Origin of the sequence: Micromonospora sp. NPDC005215, assembly GCF_040607915.1 — a bacterium.
In the GTDB taxonomy this organism is placed as follows: Bacteria; Actinomycetota; Actinomycetes; order Mycobacteriales; family Micromonosporaceae; genus Micromonospora.
This window is the reverse complement of the sequence record NZ_JBEXHQ010000012.1, coordinates 53,368-73,628: the sequence shown is the minus strand read 5'-3', so window position 1 is coordinate 73,628 and position 20,261 is coordinate 53,368. Positions and strand designations below refer to the sequence as shown.

The following is a 20,261-nucleotide window of genomic DNA, read 5'->3' as shown; positions in this document are numbered from 1 at the left end:
CGCCCCCGATGCGGGACTTCTCCGGCAACGACAGATCGGCGCCGGCCATTGTCGCCATGGCCGGCGCCGATCCGTACGCGAGACTACATAGGTAGCGTGACCAGCGGACTCGCCACACCATTGGCGTCCACCGACTGCACCTGGAGTTGCTTGATGTCGTCCACCGGAGCCGACGTCGACGCACTCAACTCCAGACCCTGCGGTCGGGTGCTGGTGCCGTAACCGCCGTCCGGCACCGACCAGCTCGAAATGACCTCGGTGCTGGCGTTCTTCCGCACCACCACCAACCGGCAGACGCGCGGGCCGGGCAGCTTCCGCAGGCTGAAATTGATCCGCGTGCCGTACTCCCGTTTCACCAGGAACATGGTGGTCTGCACACCGGTCGTCGGATCGGTGGCCTCGACCTGGTCGCCCTCCTCCTCGGTGCCGCCGACACCAGGGCCGCTCGGCGGGGCCGTCGGCCCGCTCGTCGTCGGATCGGCCGGTGTGCTCGGCGTCGCACCGGCGAGCGGCGCCGATTCGCTGCCGGTCACGCTGACGAAGCCGTACCCGGTCAGACCGCCGAAGACCACCACCGCGGCGGCCGTCGCGAGCAGCTGACGAAACCGGGTACGCCGCCGGTCGGCCCGGACCGCGCCCAGCGTCCGGTTCAGCAGCGCCGGGTCGGTCGCCGTCTGCTCCAACGCCATCATCGTCTCGCCGTCGATGTCGGAGAGCAGACCGACCACCGGCACCATCGTCTCCAACTCGGCCGCACACGCCCAGCAGGTGGCGAGATGCTCCTCGAACCGCTCAGTGTCCTGCTCGTCGAGCACACCGAGCGCGTACGCCGCTACGTCCATGTGGTCCGGCCGGCTCATTCTGTCACCCCCCGCTCCTGCAGAGCCGTGCGCAGCGCGCGCAGCGCGTAGTAGACCCTCGACTTGGCGGTGCCCAGTGGCAGCCCCAACTCCTCGGCGGCCTCTGGCACCGTCCGCCCCCGAAAGTACGTCGAGATCAGGATTTCCCGGTGCGACTGACTGAGCGTACGCAGCGCGTCCGCCACCGTCATGGTCCGCAACACCCGGTCGGTGCTGTCCGCCTCGGCGAACGCGGTGAGGTCCCGGTCGTACGTCTCCGGCGGTCGCGCCTCCTGGCTGCGGTGCTCGTCGATGGCGATCCGACGGGCCACCGTGACCAGCCACGGCCGCAGCGACCCCTGCCCCTGCGTGCCCAGGCGGTGCGCGTTACGCCAGGCCCGCAGCAGCGTTTCCTGGACGATGTCCTCCGCGCGCTGCCGGTCCCCCCCGGTGAGGCGCATGACGAACATCAGCAACGGGCCGGCATGCTCGGCGTAGAGCTGACGGATCAACTGGTCGGAGTGGCTGGCCTCGGTTGTCGTCGCCTGATGGCGTCCGGGCGCCGGTCGCGGCGTCACCGGACCATTCTGGCGAGACGTAGCGTGCGCGTCGACCCCCCGGGCAGACGACGTCGGCCGTGACGAGGATCGCGCCGACATCCAGTCCGCGCCTACCACGTCGCCATGCCAACCGGCCGCCACCGCATGCATGCAGACCTCCGGGGTGTCCGAAACCATCGCCGGCCCACGAAGCGGGCCGCCCGGTGGTACGCAGCGCCGCCCCGAGCGGATCAACAAACGGCGAAAAAGTTCTGCGGAGCCGTCGGGTGGACGGTCAGCGGCGGACGGAGAACAGGCCCGGTGGCGGCGGATCGGAACCGGTGGCGTCCGCGTCGCGGACCACCTGTGCGCCGCCGGCGAAGCGGTCCAACTCGTCGCCGGCCACCACCCGGCCAGGGAACCAGTCGCCGGCCGCGCGCCGGGTCAGCTCCGGCACCGGCGGTGTGGACCGTCCGGCGACAAGCACCAGATTTCCGTACCGGCGGCCCCGCAACACCGCCGCGTCACTGACCAGACAGGCCTGCGGCAACACCGAGCGGACCGTGGCGACCTGCCCACGTGCGTGCCGCAGCGGCGGGCCGTCGGCCAGGTTCGCCAGATACCACCCCGCGGGGCGGAGCACCCGGGCCACCTCGGCCGCATATTCCACCGAGGTGAGATGAGCCGGGGTACGGGCACCGGCGAACACGTCGGCGACCACCACGTCGTAGCTGGCGTCCCGGGTGGCGGTCAACACGGCCCGCGCATCCTCCACGCGGACCCGCAGCCGGGCGTCGGACGGCCACGGCAGCACCCTGCGGACCAACTCCACAAGCGCGCCGTCCACCTCGGCCACCCGCTGGGTCGAGCCGGGCCGGGTGACCGACACGTAACGGGGCAGGGTCAGGGCGCCGCCACCCAGATGCAGCACCCGCAGCGGCTCACCGGCCGGTGCGACCAGGTCCACCGCGGCGGCCAACCGCCGCACGTACTCGAATTCCAGGTGCGTCGGGTCGGTCAGGTCGACGTGCGACTGCGGCGCGCCGTCCAGCAGCAGCGTCCACGAGCCGGCCCGGTCCGGGTCCGGAACCAGCTCGGCCCGCCCGGTGTCGACCTGCTCGACCACCCGGTCAGCCGCCCGCTTACGTCCCATCCCGACAAGTATCCGCTGTCAACGGGCCGCACGGGCCGCGGCGGTCAACGCGCGGTGCAGCAGCCGGGAATCGCCGAGCAGGGCACGCAGCCGGCGCTCCAGCCCGGCGATCGGGATCAGGTTCTGTGGGGCCCGCGGGTCCTTGTACGGGGTGGAGGCGAAGCGGGGCAGGGTGACAAGCGACAGGTCGGCCAGCTCGATCGCCGCCTCCACGGGCAGGTCGGCCGAACACTCCACCCGCACGATGCCCGCCCACGGCGCGCCGACCGCCACCGGCAGCCGCAGATACCACGACCAGCCACCCCAGGCGGTGCCCAGCCGGAACACCGGGGAACGCTCACCCGACGCCAGGCCGGTCACCACCGCGGTCAGCCGGGCATCCAGATACTGGCTGTGCTGGGTCTTGATGTAGCCGAGCGTGCGCGGCAACTGTCGGCGACTGCGCAACGGGCCGTCCACCACCAGCAGGTCGCCGTCGACCCGGGCGGCGTCGGACACCGCCACCTCCAACGCGGTCAGCGGGCCCTGCACCGCGGCTGGCAGCTTCGCCAGCTCACCGGTGCCACCCACCCGGTGCACCGGGTAGCGGATCGCGCCGGCCACCACGTCCTGCGCCGACGGGCTCGCCGTGAACAGGCCCCGACCAACCCGGGTGCCGGCCAACTGCGCAGCGCCCCGGCCCAGGTCGCACCGGACCACCCCGGCCGCGTACGAGGCGGCCAGACCGGGAAACGACACGCCGTCGGTCTCCGCCGTCCAGATACTCGCGTCGATCCGGCGGACCCCGTCGACCATCAGCACCACGTCGGGCGCCCGCACCTGGGGGCGTACCCCGATCGCCCGCCAGTCCACCGCGGGCAGCTCCACGTCCGCGTCGACCTGCGCGCTGCTCGGCGCGGCCGGCCCGGCGGCCGACGCCTCGAACGACGCCCCGTACGCCGGATCCCACGAGTCGACGAAGAACGCCGCGTCGCTCACCGCGCGAGTCTTTCGTTCGCGACTGCGGGGCTCCGCTGCGCTGCACTCCTCGCGCTCACCGGCCCGTCCGCTCTACCCGCGCCGAACGCGCGTCCTTGCGCACCTCGAAGCGGACCGGGATCCGTTCGGCCAGCGCCGGCACGTGGGTGACCACGCCGACCATCCGGTCGCCCCGGGCGGCCAGGTTTTCCAATGTGGCGGCGACCGTGTCCAGGGTCGCCGCGTCGAGCGTGCCGAAGCCCTCGTCCAGGACGATCGACTCCAGGCTCGCCGCCGTGGTCGACATCCCGGCCAGCTGCTCGGAGAGCGCCAACGCCAACGCCAGCGACGCCTGGAACGTCTCACCGCCGGAGAGGGTGCGCACCCCCCGGCGCAGCCCCGCGTCGTGGTGGTCGACCACGACGAACTCACCCTTGTCGTGCACCAGCTCGTACTGGCCGGAGGAGAGCTCCCGCAGGATCCCCGACGCGCCGTCCACAAGCAGGTCCAACGCCTCGGCCAGCAACCACCGTTCGAAGTTGTTGGCCCGCAGGTGCCCGGCGAGCGCGCGCGCCACCTGCGCCTCCCGCTCGTGCCCGGCCCGCTGCTCGCGCAGCGTGCCGGCCTGCTCCCGGCGCTCGGCCAGCCGGCGGCGGTCGGCGTCGGCCCGCTCCACCGCCACTGTCGCCGCGTGCACCGGATCGGCGCCGACCGGCACGTCGGCGTCGGCGAAGATGCCGGCGATGCGCCGCTGCACCGCGTCGGCCACCGACTCGGCCTCGGCGACCGCGGCGGCCCGGGTCGCCCGATCGGCGCGGCGTCGATCCGCCTCGGTGGTCGCCCAACCCGTCAACGCCGACCAGGCCACTGCCACGTCGTCCCGGTCGGTCACCGGCGGGCCGAACCGCGCCAACCCGTCCCGGGACGTGTCGAAGGCCCGCCAGACGGCCCGCAGCCGCTCCTCGGCGGCATCCACCCCGGCGCGGGCCTGGCGCGCGGCCTCCCGGCCGGCCCGCACCGCGGTCGCCGCCTCCTCCAGTGCGCGCCGCAACCGGGCGTGCTCGGCCAACTCCCGGCGCAACACGGCCGGCTCCGCCGCGCCGGCGAGCTGCCCGTCCAACTCGGCCAGTCGGGCGTCCACCTGCTCCTGCCGGGCCCGCGCCTGCACCAGCAGCCGTTCCAGGTCACGCGCCGCCGCGTCCCGTTGCTGCACTGTCGCCTGCGCGGCCTTGCTCGCCGCCCGCGCCACCTTGCCCGCCGCCGTCGCAGCCGCCACCGCCGAATCGGCCGGCACCGCCGGCACCCGCGCCACCGGCTGCTCGCAGACCGGGCAGGCCGCGCCGGCATGCAGGTGCACCCGCAGGCTGACCGCCAGGTCGGTGGCCTTCGCCTCCTCGTGCGCCCGGAAGGCCGCCTCCAGCTCGGCCTCGGCCCGCTCGGCCGCCGCGCGAGCCACCGCCAGCGCGGCCACCGCCGCGGCGTGCTCGTCGTTCGCCGCGCGCACCGCGGCGCGGACCGTGTCGGCTTCGCCGGACAACCGGTCCCGATCGTCGTACGCCCGCAGTTGCAGCCGCAGCGCGCTCTCGTCACCGGCGGCGGTCAGCTCGCCGCGCAGCTTCTCCTCCCGCTCCTCGGCCAACGACACCCCGGTCGCCGCCGCCTCGGCGTCGGCCCGCGCCGCGGTGACCGCGCGGGCCACCTCGGCCACCCCGGCGGGCGCGCGCACCCCGGTCAGGACGGTCAGCTCGTCGTCGAGAGCCCTCAGCGCCGCCGCCGCCTCCCGGGCGGCGGAGCGGGCCGCTGCCAGCTCCGGCACCGCGGCGGTCACCTCGCCGGCCAGCGCGGCCATCCGGTCGACCCGCGCGTCGGCCTCGGCCAACGCCTCGTCGTCCACGCCGGTCAGCCCGGCGAGCACCTGGTCGACCGCCTCCAGCCGGGCCTCCGCCTGCGCGGCGCGCGCCGTCGCCTTCTTCTGCACATCCTCGTAGACCCCGAGGCCGAGCAGGTTGACCAGGATCTGCTGCCGGGTCGCCGGCTTGGCGTGCAGAAAGTCCGCGAACTGCCCCTGCGGCAGCACCACGCAGCTGGTGAACTGCTCGTACGGCAGCCCCACCGCCTCCAGCACCGCCTGCTCCATCTCGGCGGGGGTGCCCGCGACGACCTCGCCGAGGTCGTCCGGGCTCAACCCGGTGTCCAGTTTGGTCACGTCGAAGCCGGCCGGCATCAGTTGCAGGCCGGCGTTCGCGGTCTTCACGTTGCCCCGGCCGTCCCGGCGGACCACCCGGGTCGCCACGTACCGGGCACCGCCGGACTCGAAGACCAACCGCACCCGGGCCTCGGTCGCCGACGGCGCGAGCGCGTTCGCCAACCCCCGCGCGCCACCCCAGCGGGGCACCATGCCGTAGAGGGCGAAACAGATGGCATCCAGCACTGTGGACTTGCCCGAACCGGTCGGACCGATCAGGGCGAAGAAGTCCGCGTCGGTGAAGTCGACTGTGGTGTCGTCCCGGAAGACCGTGAACCCGGCCATGTCCAACCGCATCGGACGCATCAGTGCTCGACCTCCTCGAAGAGCTCGTCGAAAAGCTCCCGGACGCCCTCGTCGGCGTGGCCCCGGCTGTCCAGGTAGTCGGCGAACAACTCCCGCGGCGAACGCCCCGAGCGCTGCGCGATGCGGGCACCGCTGCCCGGCGCGGTCAACAGCTCCGGGTCGATTCGGATCTCCAGCGCCCGGGGCAGCAGCTCCTGCACCTCCTCGCGCAGGCCGGCGCGGGGTTGCTCCCGCACAAACACCCGCAGCCAGGCGTCCGGTGCCTCGATCTCGGCGAGCTGGGCCAGGGTGCCCCGCACCGTGCGCAGCGCGCTCGCCGCGGTCACCGGCACCTCCCGCACCCGGGCGGCGGTGCTGGCCGTCACCTCGACCATCGTCACCGAGGGGACATTTTCCTGCTCACCGAAGTCGACAGCGAGTGGGCTGCCGCTGTACCGCACCGGGCAGGGGCCGATGACCCGCTGCGCCCGGTGCAGGTGGCCCAGCGCCACGTAGTGCGCGGTGGCCGGGAACACGGTGGCCGGGACGGCGTAGCCCAGCACTGTGTGCGCGTCGCGTTCGCCGCCACCGGTGGTCGCGCCGGTCACCGTGAGGTGCGCGGTGACCAGGTGCACCCGGTCCGGTTCGGTGAAACCCTCGGTGAGTCGCCCCAGCACCCGGCCCAGGTGGTCGGCGTACGTCTGGTTGGTCTCCGCGGCGGTCAGGTCGTACATCTCCAGGGCGCGCACCGCGTACCGCTGGGACAGGAACGGCAGCGCGGCCAGCCGCCACCGCTCACCGCCGGCGGTGGTGCCGTCGATCACGTGCTCGTCGGGATCTTCCCGCACCCCACCGCGCAGCGTGATGCCGGCGGCATCAGCCCACGGACGCAGCGCGTCCAGCGCGGGGCCGTTGTCGTGGTTGCCGCCGATCGCGACCACGTCCGCGCCGGTGCGGCGCAGCGCGGTCAACGCCCGGGTGACGAGGCGGGTCGCCTCCGAGCTGGGCGCGGCGGTGTCGTAGAGGTCGCCGGCGACGATCACCAGATCCGGCTGCTCGGCGCGGGCGATGTCGATCACCCCGGCCAGCACGGCCTTGTGCTCCTCGGCCCGGGACTGCCCCTTGAGCACCTTTCCCACGTGCCAGTCGGAGGTGTGCAGGATCTTCATGGCTGTGCCGGCCCCTACCTAGAACGGGATGTCGTCGTCGCTGCTGCCGCCGCCGGAGCCCACGACGGCGAACGGATCGGCGGACTGGGTGATCGAGCGCAACGTCTCCGATGGTGCCCGGCCCGCCTCGGAGACCCGGGTGGCCCAGGCCGGGAACGGGAACTCCAGACAGAGCGGCACCGGAATGTCCGGCTGGTTGACGAACATCGTGCCCGGCTTGGCCAGCAGCGCCCGCTGCCGCTGCGCCGGCGGGAGGAAACCGTACTCCGGGCGGGAGGCCTCGGCCGGGTCGAGCCGGCCGACCACCCGGATCGCCGAGTTGGTGACGATGCGCCGCTCCACCTCACTCGCCGTCTGCTGCGCGCCGATCAGGATCACCCCGAGTGAGCGGCCCCGCTCGGCGATGTCGAGCAGGACCTCCTTGATCGGCGAGGAGCCCTCCCGGGGGGCGTACTTGTTGAGCTCGTCGAGGACGACGAAGAGCAGTGGCTTGGCGGTGCCCGACTTCTCCTTGCGCTCGAACTCACTCTTCAGCGTCACACCCACCACGAACCGCTGCGCGCGGTCCGGCAGGTTGTGCAGGTCGACCACTGTCACCTGCGCCGACTCGCTGGTGTTGATCGAGTGCGGGCGGCGGGTGGCCAGGTCGCCACGGATCAGCCGGGCGAGGTCCTTCTTGCTGCCGATCAACCGTCGGGCGAACGCGTTGACGGTGCCCAGACCGACAGCGCTGCCCGCCCAGTCGGAGCGGGTCTCGTCGTCGTTGAGCTGGTCGACGATGTGGTCGACCAGGTCGCCGTAGGAGCCGAGCCGCACCCCGTCGATGCTCACCCCACCGTCGGCCGGCTGGGCGTAACGCGCCAGGTGCGCGGCCACCGAGTGGACCACCATCGTGTACTGCTGGCGTTCGTCGTCGGCGTCGGCGAAGACGTAGGGCAGCAGGCGGTCCGTGCAGAACTCGCTGAGCGTCCAGTAGAACGAGTCCACCCCGGTGAGCCGGCTGCTCACGTCCGGCGTGCCGGCCGCGTCACCGGGCCGGGGCGGGGCGTACACCCGCACGTCGGGGAAGGCGCCGGCGCTCAGCCCGAGCTTCGCGTACGCCGCGCGGGTCGGCTCGTCGAGGCGGGTGTTGGGGTGGTCGAGGAAGAGCAGGTCCTCGCCCTTGACGTTGAAGATCAGCGCCTTGGCGTTTACCGCGTCGCCGCCCAGCACGCCGGAGCGGAAGACCGAGTAGAGCAGGAAGGTCGCGAAGCTGGTCTTGGTGGCCACCCCGGAGATGCCGGAGATGGAGACGTGCGCGCCCCGGCTGCCGTCGAGAAAGTCGGCGTTGAGGTAGACCGGCACCCCGTCGCGGCCCATGCCCATCGGGATGCGTCGCTCCATCCGGTCGAAGTGCAGCGCACGCGCCCGGGCGTCGCCCTCGGCCCGGTGCACCACAGCGCCCGGGGTCGGCGGCACGTACAGCTCCGGATCGACCCGCGTCGTGGTGACCTCGGCCGCCTCCTGCACCTGCGCGGGCAGCGTGCCGTCGGCGATGGCGAACACGTCGGAGTCGAACTGGGCGCCCTCGTGCCGGGCGCGGACCTGGGTGACCACGCCGGCGATCGTCACCGGCTCCCGGTTGGGCAGCTCGCGCCGGGTGACCACCACGTCGTCGAGCTGGAGATAACTGCCGGGTGCCACGGCCGTCCAGAACTGCAACGGGGTGGCGTCGGCGGTGCCCAGCACCCGCCCGACCGCCTCGCCAGGGCTGTCGAGGTCGGCGTCGGTCATCGGGCGACTCGGGTCGGTCGGGCATCACGGTCGGCGCGCATGCTGTGCATCCTGCCCGAGGAGTACGACAGGTCGCCACGCGACGCGTCGGACGACACCATGCCTCATCATGCTCCTGACGCTGGGTGCCCGGCCGAAGACAGCGCGTCGCGCACTCAACCTCACGGCCGGCGCGCGCGTTACCCAGACATGGAGCCCGCATGAATGACGACTTCGGCGCCTTCGTCTCGACAAGTGGCCCCCGGCTCCTGCGGTTCGCCGTCCTGATCACCGGTCAACGAGCGGACGCCGAGGATCTGTTGCAGGAGGTGCTTATGCAGGCGTACCCGCGCTGGCGGGTGGTGCGGGAACGGCAGCCGGAGGCGTACCTGCGCCGCGCCATGACCAATCGCCTGATCAGTCGCTGGCGCTCGCCGTGGAGCCGTCGTCGGGTTGCCGAGTTGCCGGACCACCTCACGCAACCGGACGAGCTGGGTCGGGTGGACGACCGCGAACTGCTGCTGGATGCGCTGCGTCAACTCCCGCCCCGGATGCGGGCGGTCGTGGTGCTGCGGTACTGGCTGGGTTGCACCGAGGCGGAGACGGCTGCCGAGTTGGGCTGCTCCGCCGGGTCGGTGAAGAGCCAGGCATCCCGTGGACTGCGTCGACTCCGGGCTGCTCTGGACGGCGCCGGGGCGATTCCGATCGATGTCGCGAAGGAGAACCATGCGTGATCAGGAAGTCGCCGAGCTGCTCGATCGCGCCGTCGCCACCGTCGAGTTGCCGGCGGGCTTCACCACCCGGGTCGTTGCCGGCAGCCGGTCCCGACGCCGGCGACGTCTCCTGCTCTGCGGCGGTGCGCTGGTCGTCGCGGTGGCGCTGGCGACTCCGCTGCTGACGCCGATCGGGCCGGCCGGCCCGATCGGCGGCGCGGGGATCAGCGTCGTGGGTCCGAGCGTCGAGCCCGAGGTCCCGGCCGGGATCGTCGGCTCCGACGGTATGCCCGCCACGCCTGAGCGAGTGGTCGCGCTGGGTAGGACCGGCACGGAGACGCTTGTGGTGCTGCGCCGTACCGCGCGGGCCGAGGAGCAGACGGCGGGGGGTCAGGCGGCCGAGGTGTGGATCGCGCCCGACGGCGGCGATCCGCGCCGGGCACTGGACTACCTCTCGTACGACCTGGCCTGCCCCGATGATGACCAGGTCTGCCTTGACGTCCGGTCCACCGGCGGCGGGCTGGGGTTGGCGATCGCCCACCGCGCGGGCGGCCGGCTCTTCGTCCTGGCGCAGGCACCCGAGGGCCGCACGGTCGAGGTGGTCGCCAACGGGGTGCGCCAACCGGTCGGCGCGGCGCCGCACGGTGCGGTGGTCGAGGTGATCGCCGACGAACCGTACGACGACGTGCAGGTGTGGGCCACCCTGGCGGACGGCCGGCGTTATCGGATCCCGTGGGCTCCCGGGGCGGTGCTCATCGACTGAGATCTCACGGGCGGGCGTGGCGGAGCATGAGGACGCCGTCCTCGGCGGCGAGCACGTGTCGCAGTGGCAGGTGCCGGGACGGCGCGGCGTCCCCGGCGGTGATCCGGCCGGGGCCGGCCCCGGCGAGCAGCGGCGAGACGGTGAGGCACAGCTCGTCCACCAGGTCGGCGGCGGTGAGCGCGCCGAACAGGTGCGGGCCGCCCTCGCAGAGCAGTTGGGTCAGCCCGCGTCTGTGCAGTTCGGCGAGACCGGCGGCCAGGTCGACCCGGTAGGTGCCGCAGCGCAGCAGGTCGGCGACGTCGGTCAGGCCGGGTGGCGGCTCGGCGTCGGCGTGGGTGAGCACGATCGGTCGGGTCGGCGCGTCGGCGAAGGCGGCCTGCGCCGGATCCAGGTCGAGGGCGGCGGAGACGACCACCAGCGTGGGGTACTCGACCAACCCGTTGTCGCGACGCCAGGCGCGGCGGCGCTCGTCGAGGCGGACCGCCCGGTAACCCTCGTGGCGCAGCGTGCCGGCGGCCACCACGAGCGCGTCACAGACCATCCGGAGCACGCCGAACACCCGCTTGTCCGGCTGGCTGGAGAGCCCGGCGGAGTAGCCGTCCACGGTGACCGCGCCGTCCAGGCTGGTGACGAGGTTGACCCGCAGTCGGGGTTCGTCGGCGCGACCGTAGAGGGCGGTCAGCGCGGTGTCGTCGAGTGGCTGCGTCGACGGCTCGGGCCAGAGCCGCCGGATCGGAATTCCGACGGTCATTCGCCGGCCGGACCGGTGACCGGAGGGGTCGGTTCGGCGGTACGGTGCTGGCAGTCGCACCAGTTCCGGCCCGGGCAGTCGTCGTGTCGCCGGGCCCGGCACGCTCGGCAGATCATGCTCGCAGCCTAAGCCGCGGGAGGACAGGACAGCATGCCGCGTCAGATCTTCCAGCTGAAGATGTCCCTCGCCGAAGTCCGTCCGCCGGTGTGGCGGCGGGTGCTCGTCCCGGCCGGCTACACGCTGGACCGGCTGCACCGGGTGGTGCAGCACGCGATGGGTTGGCGGGACTGTCACCTGCACTCGTTCGAGATCGACGCCGTGCAGTACGGCGAGCCCGACCCGGACGGGGAGTTGGCGCTGCACGACGAGCTGGACGTGCGGCTGGACGCGGTGCTCGGCAAGGGCAGCCGGTTCTCCTACACCTACGACTTCGGCGACTGGTGGGAGCACGACCTGGTCGTGGAGGACGCGTTGACCGCGGACCCCGACGAGCGGTACCCGGTCTGCCTGGACGGCGAACGGGCCTGCCCGCCGGAGGGTGTCGGCGGGCCGCCGGGCTACCAGGCGCTCCTTGTCGCGTTGGCCGACGAGGACGACCCGGCCGGCCCGGTCGATCCTCGGCAGGCGACGCTGCGCGACTGGGCGGGGTCCACCTTCGAACCATCCCGCTTCGACCCCGACCGCGCAACCACCCTGCTCCGCCGCTTCTCCTGAGGGTGCGGATTCCGGGCTAGCTGGGCGGTAACGATCTGGGAACGCTCCCAACGTCCTATTGACACCCCCGTTACCTGTCGGCAATCTCATGGGAGCGCTCCCGGAGGTGGCATGGGTCACTCGTACACCCTGGCTGGCGCGATGAGCACCCCCCCACCACACATCAGCCTCACCACCGGAAAGAGGGGTCAGCGAATGAGTGTCACCACGCGGCGTACCCGCCTGGCGGCCGCTGCCCTGGCCGCGATCACCGCGGTCAGCGGTCTCGCAGCCTGTGGCAACGACGACGACAAGCCGGCGGCCGGCGAGAAGCCGGCCAAGCTGGTCGTCGACACCTTCGGCGAGATGGGCTACGACGAGCTCGTCAAGCAGTACGAGAAGGACACCGGCATCAAGGTCGAGCTGCGCAAGACCGCACAGCTCGGTGAGTACCGGCCGAAGCTGGTCCGCTACCTGGCCACCGGCAAGGGCGCGGCGGACGTCACCGCCCTGGAAGAGGGCATCCTCAACGAGTTCAAGCCCAACGCGCGCAACTGGAACGACCTCACGCCGCTGATCGCCGACCACTCGAAGGAATACCTGCCCTGGAAGTGGGAGCTGGGCAAGGCGCCGGACGGCCGGCTGATCGGCCTGCCCACCGACGTCGGCAGCCTCGCCGTCTGCTACCGCAAGGACCTGTTCCAGGCGGCCGGCCTGCCCACCGAGCGCGACCAGGTGTCGGCGCTCTGGCCGGACTGGAAGGGCTTCCACGACGCCGGTCTGAAGTACAAGCAGGGCAGCGGCGGCAAGGCGTTCGTCGACTCGATCACCGCCGTCTCCAACGGCGTGCTCTTCCAGGGCAACGGTGACCTGTTCTACGACAAGGAAGACAACATCATCGCGGACACCAGCCCCGCGGTGAAGAACGCCTGGGAGACCGCCACCGGGATGGCGGACATCTCCGCCAAGGCGCAGACCTGGTCGCCGGAGTGGTCGGGTGGCTTCAAGCAGGGCACCTTCGCGGCCACCTTCTGCCCGTCCTGGATGCTCGGCATCGTCGCGGACAACTCCGGTGCGGCCAACAAGGGCAAGTGGGACATCGCGTCCGTGCCGGGCGGCGGCGGTAACTGGGGCGGCTCGTGGCTCGCCGTTCCGGCGCAGAGCAAGTACCCGACGGAGGCGGCGAAGCTCGCCGAGTACCTGACCAACGCCAAGAGCCAGGTGGAGGCATTCAAGCTCAAGGGCCCGCTGCCCACCAACCTGGAGGCGCTGAAGAACGACGCGTTCCTCAGCTACACCAACGAGTACTTCAGCAACGCGCCGACCGGCAAGATCTTCGGGGAGAGCGTCGCCAAGATCCAGCCGATCCACCTGGGTCCGAAGCACCAGGCGGTGAAGGAGAACGCACTCGAGCCGGCCATGCGGGCGTTCGAGAACGGGCAGGCCAACAAGGCGAAGGCCTGGGAGCAGTTCACGAAGGACGCAAAGACTCAGGGTGCCTTCTGAGTGATTCCCTGCCGGTGGCGTTCGGGGCTTCCCGGACGCCACCGGCCGGTCCCCTCCGCGTAGCGCCCTGCGCGAGGGCCCCCGGGCCTCGCCGGAAAAGGAAATTCGCATGAGCCTGTCGGCCACGACGGCACCGCCGTCGCCAGCAGCACCGCCTTCTCCCGACGTCGCTTCCCGACGTAGCCGGGCAAGGTTACTCAACCGCCTCGATGTCAAGTACTCGCCGTATCTCTACATCGCCCCGTTCTTCCTGATCTTCGGCGTGTTCGGGCTGTACCCGATGGTGCGTACCGCCTGGATGTCGCTGCACGACTGGGACATGATCGGCGAGCACTCGTTCATCGGCTTCGACAACTACACCCGGCTGTTCTCCGATGAGTACTTCTGGAATGCGCTGGTCAACACGTTCGGCATCTTCGCCCTGTCGACCATCCCGCAGCTGTTGCTCGCCCTCTTCCTGGCGAACCTGCTCAACCGGACCTTCCTGCGCGCCAAGACCTTCTTCCGGATGGCCATCTTCATGCCGAACGTGGTGTCGGTGGCCGCGGTCGCGATCGTCTTCGGGATGCTGTTCCAGCGGGAGTTCGGTCTGTTCAACTGGCTGCTCAGCTTCGTCGGTGTCGACGGGGTCGACTGGGACGGGCACCGGTGGAGTTCCTGGTTCGCCATCTCCTCGATGGTCAACTGGCGGTGGACGGGATACAACACCCTGATCCTGCTCGCCGGTATGCAGGCTATCCCGAAGGATCTCTACGAGGCCGCGGAGATCGACGGCGCCGGCCCGTGGCGGCAGTTCTGGCAGATCACCCTGCCCATGCTCAAGCCCACCTTCATCTTCGTGGTCATCCTGTCCACGATCGGCGGCATGCAGCTCTTCACCGAGCCCCTGCTCTTCGGCAACGGCAACATCATCGGCGGCAACCAGCGGGAGTTCCAGACGCTGGCCATGTACATGTACGAGATGGGCATCGTGAACCTCAACACCGCCGGCTACGGTGCCGCGGTCGCCTGGGCGATCTTCATGATCATCGTCGTGGTGTCGCTGTTCAACTTCCTACTCGTCCGCCGCTCGGCGAAGTGAGGAGAGCTCGATGATCTCGGGTTCCCAGCGCCTGTGGCGCACCAGCCCGCTGACGTACGTGGCGCTCGTCCTGGCGGCGCTGCTGTCGATCTATCCCTTCTACTACATGATCGTTATTGCCAGCCGCAGCCTGGACTCGATCAACGATGTGCCCCCGCCGGTGACCCCGGCGGGCGCGTTCGGCGACAACTTCGGGCGGGTGCTCGACAACGACGCCGCCAACTTCCTCACCGGCATGATGAACTCGATCATCGTCTCCTCGGTGGTCACCCTCTCGGTGGTGCTCACCGGTTCGCTGGCCGGGTTCGCCTTCGCCAAACTGCGGTTCAAGGGCAGCAACGCCCTCCTGCTGGCGATCATCGTCACCATGATGATCCCGACCCAGATGGGGCTCATCCCGCTCTGGGGCATGATGCAGGACCTGGGCTGGTACGACACCCTCTACGCGGTCACCGTGCCGTTCCTGGTCAGCGCCTTCGGCGTGTTCATGATGCGGCAGTACGCCAGCCAGGCGATCTCCGACGAGCTGATCGAGGCCGGTCGGGTCGACGGGGCGAGCACGTTCCGGATCTACTGGAGCATCGTGCTGCCCGCGCTGCGTCCCGCCGCCGGCGTCCTCGGTCTGCTGACCTTCATGGAAACCTGGAACTCGTTCCTCTGGCCGTACGCCATCCTCACCCCGGAGAACCCGACCCTGCAGGTCTCGCTCTCCTTCCTCTCGTACGCCTACTACACCGACTACTCCCAGGTGTTCGCCGCAACGGCGATCGGCACCATCCCCCTGGTGATCGTTTTCCTCGTGTTCGGCCGCCAGATCATTGGCGGGATCATGGAAGGTGCCGTCAAGTCGTGAGCAACCCCGCCAGCCCACCCGCCGTTGGTGTCCTCGACGAGCGCCCCGGGCTGACCTTCCCACCCGGATTCCTGTGGGGAGCCGCGACCGCGGCGTACCAGATCGAGGGGGCGGCGGCCGACGACGGCCGTACCCCGTCGATCTGGGACACCTTCAGCCACACCGACGGTCGGGTCGTCGCCGGGCACACCGGCGACGTCGCCTGCGACCACTACCACCGCCTCGGTGGCGACGTCGCGCTGATGGCCGAGCTGGGCCTGAAGTCGTACCGTTTCTCGGTCTCCTGGTCCCGGGTGCAGCCCGGCGGCACCGGTGCGGCCAACCCGCAGGGTCTGGACTTCTACCGGCGTCTGGTCGACGAGCTGCTGGCCAACGGCATCGAGCCGTGGCTGACCCTCTACCACTGGGACCTGCCACAGCCACTGGAGGACGCCGGCGGCTGGCCGGCCCGGGACACCGCGGCCCGCTTCGCCGACTACACGACGCTGCTGGCCGACGCGCTCGGTGACCGGGTGCGTTACTGGACCACGCTGAACGAGCCGTGGTGCTCGGCGTTCCTCGGCTACGGCTCCGGTGTGCACGCCCCCGGCCGCACCGACGGTGCGGACGCGGTTCGCGCCGGCCACCACCTGATGCTCGGTCACGGCCTGGCCGTGCAGGCGTTGCGGGCCGCCCGGCCGGCCGCCGAGGTGGGCGTGACTGTCAACCTCTACCCGGTCGACCCGGCCAGCGACGCTCCGGCGGACGTGGACGCCGCCCGGCGGATCGACGGGCTGGCCAACCGGTTCTTCCTCGACCCGCTGCTGCGGGGGTCGTACCCGGAGGATCTGGTGGCCGACCTCGCCACGGTGACCGACTTCGGCCACGTGCGGGACGGCGACCTGGCGACCATCTCCACGCCGCTGGACCTGGTCGGGGTCAACTACTACAGCCGGCACGTGGTCGCCGCGGCGACCGAGGGCGCCGCGATCGATCCGGCGCCCTCGTGCTGGCCGGGCAGCGAGGACGTCCGGTTCGTCACCCGGGGCGTCCCGGTGACCGACATGGGCTGGGAGATCGACGCCCCGGGCCTGACCGAGACGCTGCGTCGGGTGCACGACTACACCGACCTGCCGCTCTACGTCACCGAGAACGGTTCCGCGTTCGTCGACTCTCTGGTCGACGGAGAGGTCGACGACGTCGACCGGCTGGCCTACTTCGACGCCCACCTGCGCGCCGCGCACGAGGCGATCGACGCCGGAGTGCCCCTGCGGGGATACTTTGCCTGGTCGTTGATGGATAATTTCGAATGGGCCTGGGGTTACACCAAGCGGTTCGGCATGATCCACGTCGACTACGACAGCCAGGTCCGCACCCCCAAGTCCAGCGCCAAGTGGTATGCCTCGGTGATCCGGCGCAACGGTCTGGCCGCACAATAGGCTCGGGCCAGCCACCAGGACGGTCCTGGCGTCCACCTCTCGCAGGTGGCGCCGGGTCCGCCCGCCGTCGGAGGAGCAGACGATGACAACGCAGCGCACCCGGTCGCTCGGGCGCCCGACCCTCGATGCGGTCGCGGCGCGCGCCGGCGTCGGTCGGGGCACGGTCTCCCGGGTGGTCAACGGCTCGCCGCAGGTCAGTCCGGAGGCCCGGGCCGCGGTCCAACAGGCCATCGCCGAGCTGGGGTACGTGCCGAACCGAGCCGCCCGCGCGCTCGTCACCCAGCGGACCGACTCCGTGGCGCTTGTGGTGTCCGAGTCCGGCGAACGGGTCTTCACCGAGCCGTTCTTCGCCGCGATCGTCCGGGGGATCAGCTCCGGCCTGCTGGAGACGCCGATGCAGCTCTGGCTGGCCATGGCGCAGTCGCCGGTGGAGCGGGAGCGGGTCGAGCACCACCTGACCAACCAGCACGTCGACGGCGTACTGCTGCTGTCGTTGCACGACTCCGACCCGCTGCCGACGCTGCTGGAGGAGCGCGGCCTGCCCGCGGTGCTCGGCGGTCGGCCCGCCCGGATGCTGCAACCGGGCGCCCAGCCGGCCTGGTTCGTCGACGTGGACAACGTTGGCGGAGCCCGGCAGGCGGTCGAGTACCTGGCGAGGCAGGGGCGACGTCGCATCGCCACCATCGCCGGTACGCAGGACATGGGCGTGGGCCTGGCCCGCCTGGCCGGCTACACCGAGGCGGTGAAGGCCACCGGGGCCGGCGTCAACCCCGACCTGATCGCGTACGGCGACTTCAGCGAGGGCAGCGGCGCGATCGCCATGCGCCGACTGTTGGACGTCTGCCCGGACCTGGACGCGGTCTTCGTCGCGTCCGACCTGATGGCGTTCGGCGCGCTACGTACGCTGCGTGAGGCCGGCCGGCGGGTGCCGGAGGACGTCGCGGTGATCGGCTTCGACGACGCGACGATCGCCCTCCGGGCGGACCCGCCGCTGACCACCGTCTTCCAACCGGTGGAGGAGATGGGCCGGCAGATGGCCCGCCTGCTGGTGGCCCGGATCCGCGGCGAGGACCTCCCTGCCACGCACCTCCTCCTGGACACCCAGTTGGTCCACCGCGCCTCCGCCTGACCCGCCGCCGGGCGCAGGGGTTACGGGGCCCAGCGGCGGAGTTCGCGCTTGGCCAGGGAGTTACGGTGGACCTCGTCGGGGCCGTCGGCCAGGCGTAGGGTGCGGGTCTGCGCCCAGAGGGCGGCCAGGGGAGTGTCCTGGCTGACGCCGGCGCCGCCGTACCCCTGGATGGCCTTGTCGATCACCCACTCCGCCATCGCCGGGGTGCCGATCTTGATGGCCTGGATCTCGGTGTGTGCGCCCTTGTTGCCGACGGTGTCCATCAGCCAGGCCGTCTTCAGCACCAGCAACCGGGCCTGCTCGATACGCACCCGCGACTCGGCGATCCACTCCCGGACCACGCCCTGCTCGGCCAGCGGCCGGCCGAACGCGACCCGCCCGAGCGCCCGCTTGCAGAGCAGCTCCAATGCCCGCTCAGCCATCCCGACCAATCGCATGCAGTGGTGGATCCGGCCCGGACCCAGCCGGGCCTGGGCGATGGCGAAGCCGGTGCCCTCGGCGCCGATCAGATTCTCCGCCGGCACCCGGACGTCGGTGAAGTCGATCTCGGCGTGCCCGCCGTGTGAGCCGTCGGTGTAGCCGAAGACGGTCATGCCCCGGCGGACGTGCACCCCGGGAGTGTCCCGGGGGACCAGCACCATGCTCTGCTGGCGGTGCCGGTCGGCGTCGGGGTCGGTCTTGCCCATCACGATGAAGATTTCGCAGCGCGGGTCCATCGCGCCGGACGACCACCACTTGCGTCCGTTGATCACGTACTCGTCGCCGTCCCGGGTGATCCGGGTGGCGATGTTTGTGGCGTCGGAGGACGCCACGTCCGGTTCGGTCATGCAGAACGCGGAGCGGATCTCGCCCTCCAGCAGCGGCATCAGCCAGCGGTGCCGCTGGGCGTCCGAGCCGAACTCGGCAAGCAACTCCATGTTGCCGGTGTCCGGCGCCGCGCAGTTGACCGCCTCGGGCGCCAGATGCGGGCTGCGCCCGGTCAACTCGGCAAGCGGCGCGTACTGGAGGTTGGTCAGGCCGGCGCCGTAGCGCGGGTCGGGGAGGAACAGGTTCCACAGGCCGCGCTTGCGGGCCTCCGCCTTCAGCTCGGCCAGCACCGGGGTACGCGACCACGGGTCACCGGCGGCCACCTGCTCGGCGTGCACGGCCTCGGCCGGGTAGACGTGCTCGGTCAGGAACCGGGTCAGCTCGCCGCGCAGCTCCTCGGTCCGGGTGTCGAATGAGAAGTCCATCACCGCTCCCTGGCGGCGGTCAGCCCGTGCGCGACCAGCGGTGCCACCATCTCGCCGATCCGGTCGAAGCCCTCGCCGAGCGTCTGCCCGAGCGTGTGCCGGTAGTGGATGCCCTCGCAGATGACAGCGAGCTTGAAACACCCCAGCGCCACGTGCCAGTGCAGCGGCCCGACGTCCACGTCGCTGCGCCCGGCGTATCTGTCGATCAGCTCGCCGCCGGTGGGGAAGCCGGCGCGCGGGCCGAGCCCGTCGGCGACCGGGTTGCCCGCGGCGGTGTCGCTGCCGCCCAACACCTCCCAGTACGTCAGGAGCAGCCCCAGATCGGCGAGCGGGTCACCGAGGGTGGCCATCTCCCAGTCGAGGACGGCGTGCACGGCCACCGGGTCGGCCGAGGCGAGGAGGTTGTCCAACCGGTAGTCGCCGTGCACGATCCGGCCGGCGTTCGCGCCCTCCGGGGCGGTCGCCGCGAGCAGGTCACGCAGCTCGTCGATGCCGGGCAGCTCCCGGCTGCGCGAGCGGTCGAGTTGCCCACCCCAGCGGCGGACCTGCCGGGCCAGGTAGCCCTCCGGGCGGCCGAAGTCGCCAAGCCCGACAGTGGCCGGCTCGACGCTGTGCAGCGCGGCGAGCGTGTCCATCATCGCCATGGCGAGGGCCCGGCGTCCCTCGTCGCCGAGCGGGTCGGTCTGCGCGCGGGTGCGGAACACCTCGCCGGGCATCCGCTCCATGAGGTAGAAGGGCGCGCCGATCACCTCGGGGTCGGTGCAGAGCAGCAGCGCGCCCGGGACCGGCACCGCGGTCGACGCCAGCGCCGAGATGACCCGGAACTCGCGGGCCATGTCGTGCGCGGTTGCCAGCACGTGCCCGAGCGGAGGGCGGCGCAGCACGACCTCCCGGTCGCCGGCGCGCAGCAGGTAGGTGAGGTTGGACTTGCCGCCCGCGATCAGGTCGGCCCGCAGCGGCCCGACCGCCAGCTCGGGTCGGTGCTCGGCCAGGTAGCCGGCGAGCCGGTCCAGGGAGAGCCCGGTCGGAGAGGCGGGAACGGTGCCCGGTCGCAGCGCATCGACGGCCGGATCACTCATCCGACTAGTTGATGGCAGCCCGCTCACGTTGTCAAGGTCAGAATTTCCCCTCGGGACATGCCTCTGCAACAGGGACGAAATGGTCATCCGGCAGGCTGTGTCGC

At 71.5% G+C, this 20,261-nt stretch carries 18 protein-coding genes; 8 read left to right on the top strand and 10 right to left on the bottom strand.

Annotated features, from left to right (window positions below; genetic code table 11):
- Positions 1-83: 83 nt before the first annotated feature.
- From ABZU25_RS12215 to ABZU25_RS12185, 7 genes are all read right to left on the bottom strand, one after another.
- Positions 84-860, bottom strand: coding sequence for a zf-HC2 domain-containing protein (locus tag ABZU25_RS12215; RefSeq protein WP_355029380.1), 777 nt, complete (start codon positions 858-860; stop codon positions 84-86).
- The gene (locus ABZU25_RS12210; RefSeq protein ID WP_355029379.1) at positions 857-1,549 is read right to left on the bottom strand and encodes a sigma-70 family RNA polymerase sigma factor; all 693 of its coding nucleotides are present in this window, start codon (positions 1,547-1,549) and stop codon (positions 857-859) included. The genes ABZU25_RS12215 and ABZU25_RS12210 overlap by 4 nt, the downstream gene beginning before the upstream one ends.
- Positions 1,550-1,673: 124 nt before the next feature.
- Positions 1,674-2,531, bottom strand: a complete 858-nt coding sequence (locus ABZU25_RS12205) for a fused MFS/spermidine synthase (protein WP_355029378.1) — start codon at positions 2,529-2,531, stop codon at positions 1,674-1,676.
- A gap of 18 nt (positions 2,532-2,549) precedes the next feature.
- Positions 2,550-3,509: a hypothetical protein gene (locus ABZU25_RS12200; RefSeq protein WP_355029377.1), complete on the bottom strand. Its 960-nt coding sequence runs from the start codon at positions 3,507-3,509 to the stop codon at positions 2,550-2,552.
- 55 nt (positions 3,510-3,564) lie between these two features.
- Positions 3,565-6,039: an SMC family ATPase gene (locus ABZU25_RS12195; protein ID WP_355029376.1), complete on the bottom strand. Its 2,475-nt coding sequence runs from the start codon at positions 6,037-6,039 to the stop codon at positions 3,565-3,567.
- On the bottom strand, positions 6,039-7,187 hold the full coding sequence (locus ABZU25_RS12190; protein ID WP_355029375.1) for an exonuclease SbcCD subunit D: 1,149 nt from the start codon (positions 7,185-7,187) through the stop codon (positions 6,039-6,041). The genes ABZU25_RS12195 and ABZU25_RS12190 overlap by 1 nt, the downstream gene beginning before the upstream one ends.
- 18 nt (positions 7,188-7,205) lie before the next feature.
- Positions 7,206-8,960, bottom strand: coding sequence for an ATP-binding protein (locus ABZU25_RS12185; RefSeq protein ID WP_355029374.1), 1,755 nt, complete (start codon positions 8,958-8,960; stop codon positions 7,206-7,208).
- Positions 8,961-9,160: 200 nt separating this feature from the next.
- On the opposite strand from ABZU25_RS12185, the gene ABZU25_RS12180 reads away from it, so the two are divergent.
- A complete protein-coding gene (locus tag ABZU25_RS12180; protein ID WP_355029373.1) occupies positions 9,161-9,673 on the top strand; it encodes a SigE family RNA polymerase sigma factor in 513 nt (170 codons plus the stop codon).
- Positions 9,666-10,415, top strand: a complete 750-nt coding sequence (locus ABZU25_RS12175) for a hypothetical protein (RefSeq protein WP_355029372.1) — start codon at positions 9,666-9,668, stop codon at positions 10,413-10,415. Before ABZU25_RS12180 ends, ABZU25_RS12175 begins: the two co-directional genes overlap by 8 nt.
- Before the next feature lie 4 nt (positions 10,416-10,419).
- Here the strand turns inward: ABZU25_RS12175 and ABZU25_RS12170 are convergent, their stop codons facing one another.
- Entirely contained in the window at positions 10,420-11,166 is a 747-nt protein-coding gene (locus ABZU25_RS12170) for a pyrimidine reductase family protein (protein WP_355029371.1), read from the bottom strand.
- A 150-nt stretch (positions 11,167-11,316) separates the two neighbouring features.
- On the opposite strand from ABZU25_RS12170, the gene ABZU25_RS12165 reads away from it, so the two are divergent.
- The 6 genes from ABZU25_RS12165 to ABZU25_RS12140 all read left to right on the top strand — a co-directional run bounded on the left by ABZU25_RS12165 (position 11,317) and on the right by ABZU25_RS12140 (position 17,846).
- Complete coding sequence (locus ABZU25_RS12165; protein ID WP_355029370.1) at positions 11,317-11,880, top strand: plasmid pRiA4b ORF-3 family protein; 564 nt, start codon at positions 11,317-11,319, stop codon at positions 11,878-11,880.
- Positions 11,881-12,075: 195 nt separating this feature from the next.
- Positions 12,076-13,365 carry an extracellular solute-binding protein gene (locus ABZU25_RS12160; protein WP_355029369.1) on the top strand — a complete coding sequence of 430 codons (1,290 nt, stop codon included), beginning with the start codon at positions 12,076-12,078 and terminating at the stop codon, positions 13,363-13,365.
- 109 nt (positions 13,366-13,474) lie between these two features.
- Positions 13,475-14,446, top strand: coding sequence for a sugar ABC transporter permease (locus tag ABZU25_RS12155; RefSeq protein ID WP_355029368.1), 972 nt, complete (start codon positions 13,475-13,477; stop codon positions 14,444-14,446).
- A 10-nt stretch (positions 14,447-14,456) separates the two neighbouring features.
- Complete coding sequence (locus ABZU25_RS12150; RefSeq protein WP_355029367.1) at positions 14,457-15,299, top strand: carbohydrate ABC transporter permease; 843 nt, start codon at positions 14,457-14,459, stop codon at positions 15,297-15,299.
- Positions 15,296-16,717, top strand: coding sequence for a GH1 family beta-glucosidase (locus ABZU25_RS12145; RefSeq protein WP_355029366.1), 1,422 nt, complete (start codon positions 15,296-15,298; stop codon positions 16,715-16,717). Before ABZU25_RS12150 ends, ABZU25_RS12145 begins: the two co-directional genes overlap by 4 nt.
- Positions 16,718-16,799: 82 nt before the next feature.
- On the top strand, positions 16,800-17,846 hold the full coding sequence (locus ABZU25_RS12140) for a LacI family DNA-binding transcriptional regulator (protein ID WP_355029365.1): 1,047 nt from the start codon (positions 16,800-16,802) through the stop codon (positions 17,844-17,846).
- Positions 17,847-17,866: 20 nt separating this feature from the next.
- Here the strand turns inward: ABZU25_RS12140 and ABZU25_RS12135 are convergent, their stop codons facing one another.
- Entirely contained in the window at positions 17,867-19,078 is a 1,212-nt protein-coding gene (locus ABZU25_RS12135; protein WP_355029364.1) for an acyl-CoA dehydrogenase family protein, read from the bottom strand.
- Positions 19,078-20,157 (bottom strand): phosphotransferase family protein, encoded by a 1,080-nt coding sequence (locus tag ABZU25_RS12130; RefSeq protein WP_355029363.1) that lies wholly within the window; start codon positions 20,155-20,157, stop codon positions 19,078-19,080. Before ABZU25_RS12130 ends, ABZU25_RS12135 begins: the two co-directional genes overlap by 1 nt.
- Positions 20,158-20,261: the final 104 nt, after the last annotated feature.

Excerpts from the sequence above, each read along its gene's own strand:
- ABZU25_RS12190 (WP_355029375.1), bottom strand. The coding sequence starts at position 7,187 with ATGAAGATCCTGCACACCTCCGACTGGCACGTGGGAAAGGTGCTCAAG.
- ABZU25_RS12150 (WP_355029367.1), top strand. The coding sequence starts at position 14,457 with ATGATCTCGGGTTCCCAGCGCCTGTGGCGCACCAGCCCGCTGACGTAC.
- ABZU25_RS12160 (WP_355029369.1), top strand. The coding sequence starts at position 12,076 with ATGAGTGTCACCACGCGGCGTACCCGCCTGGCGGCCGCTGCCCTGGCC.
- ABZU25_RS12140 (WP_355029365.1), top strand. The coding sequence starts at position 16,800 with ATGACAACGCAGCGCACCCGGTCGCTCGGGCGCCCGACCCTCGATGCG.
- ABZU25_RS12195 (WP_355029376.1), bottom strand. The coding sequence starts at position 6,039 with ATGCGTCCGATGCGGTTGGACATGGCCGGGTTCACGGTCTTCCGGGAC.
- ABZU25_RS12165 (WP_355029370.1), top strand. The coding sequence starts at position 11,317 with ATGCCGCGTCAGATCTTCCAGCTGAAGATGTCCCTCGCCGAAGTCCGT.
- ABZU25_RS12175 (WP_355029372.1), top strand. The coding sequence starts at position 9,666 with ATGCGTGATCAGGAAGTCGCCGAGCTGCTCGATCGCGCCGTCGCCACC.
- ABZU25_RS12155 (WP_355029368.1), top strand. The coding sequence starts at position 13,475 with ATGAGCCTGTCGGCCACGACGGCACCGCCGTCGCCAGCAGCACCGCCT.
- ABZU25_RS12170 (WP_355029371.1), bottom strand. The coding sequence starts at position 11,166 with ATGACCGTCGGAATTCCGATCCGGCGGCTCTGGCCCGAGCCGTCGACG.
- ABZU25_RS12205 (WP_355029378.1), bottom strand. The coding sequence starts at position 2,531 with ATGGGACGTAAGCGGGCGGCTGACCGGGTGGTCGAGCAGGTCGACACC.
- ABZU25_RS12130 (WP_355029363.1), bottom strand. The coding sequence starts at position 20,157 with ATGAGTGATCCGGCCGTCGATGCGCTGCGACCGGGCACCGTTCCCGCC.
- ABZU25_RS12210 (WP_355029379.1), bottom strand. The coding sequence starts at position 1,549 with ATGCATGCGGTGGCGGCCGGTTGGCATGGCGACGTGGTAGGCGCGGAC.
- ABZU25_RS12185 (WP_355029374.1), bottom strand. The coding sequence starts at position 8,960 with ATGACCGACGCCGACCTCGACAGCCCTGGCGAGGCGGTCGGGCGGGTG.
- ABZU25_RS12215 (WP_355029380.1), bottom strand. The coding sequence starts at position 860 with ATGAGCCGGCCGGACCACATGGACGTAGCGGCGTACGCGCTCGGTGTG.
- ABZU25_RS12180 (WP_355029373.1), top strand. The coding sequence starts at position 9,161 with ATGAATGACGACTTCGGCGCCTTCGTCTCGACAAGTGGCCCCCGGCTC.
- ABZU25_RS12135 (WP_355029364.1), bottom strand. The coding sequence starts at position 19,078 with ATGGACTTCTCATTCGACACCCGGACCGAGGAGCTGCGCGGCGAGCTG.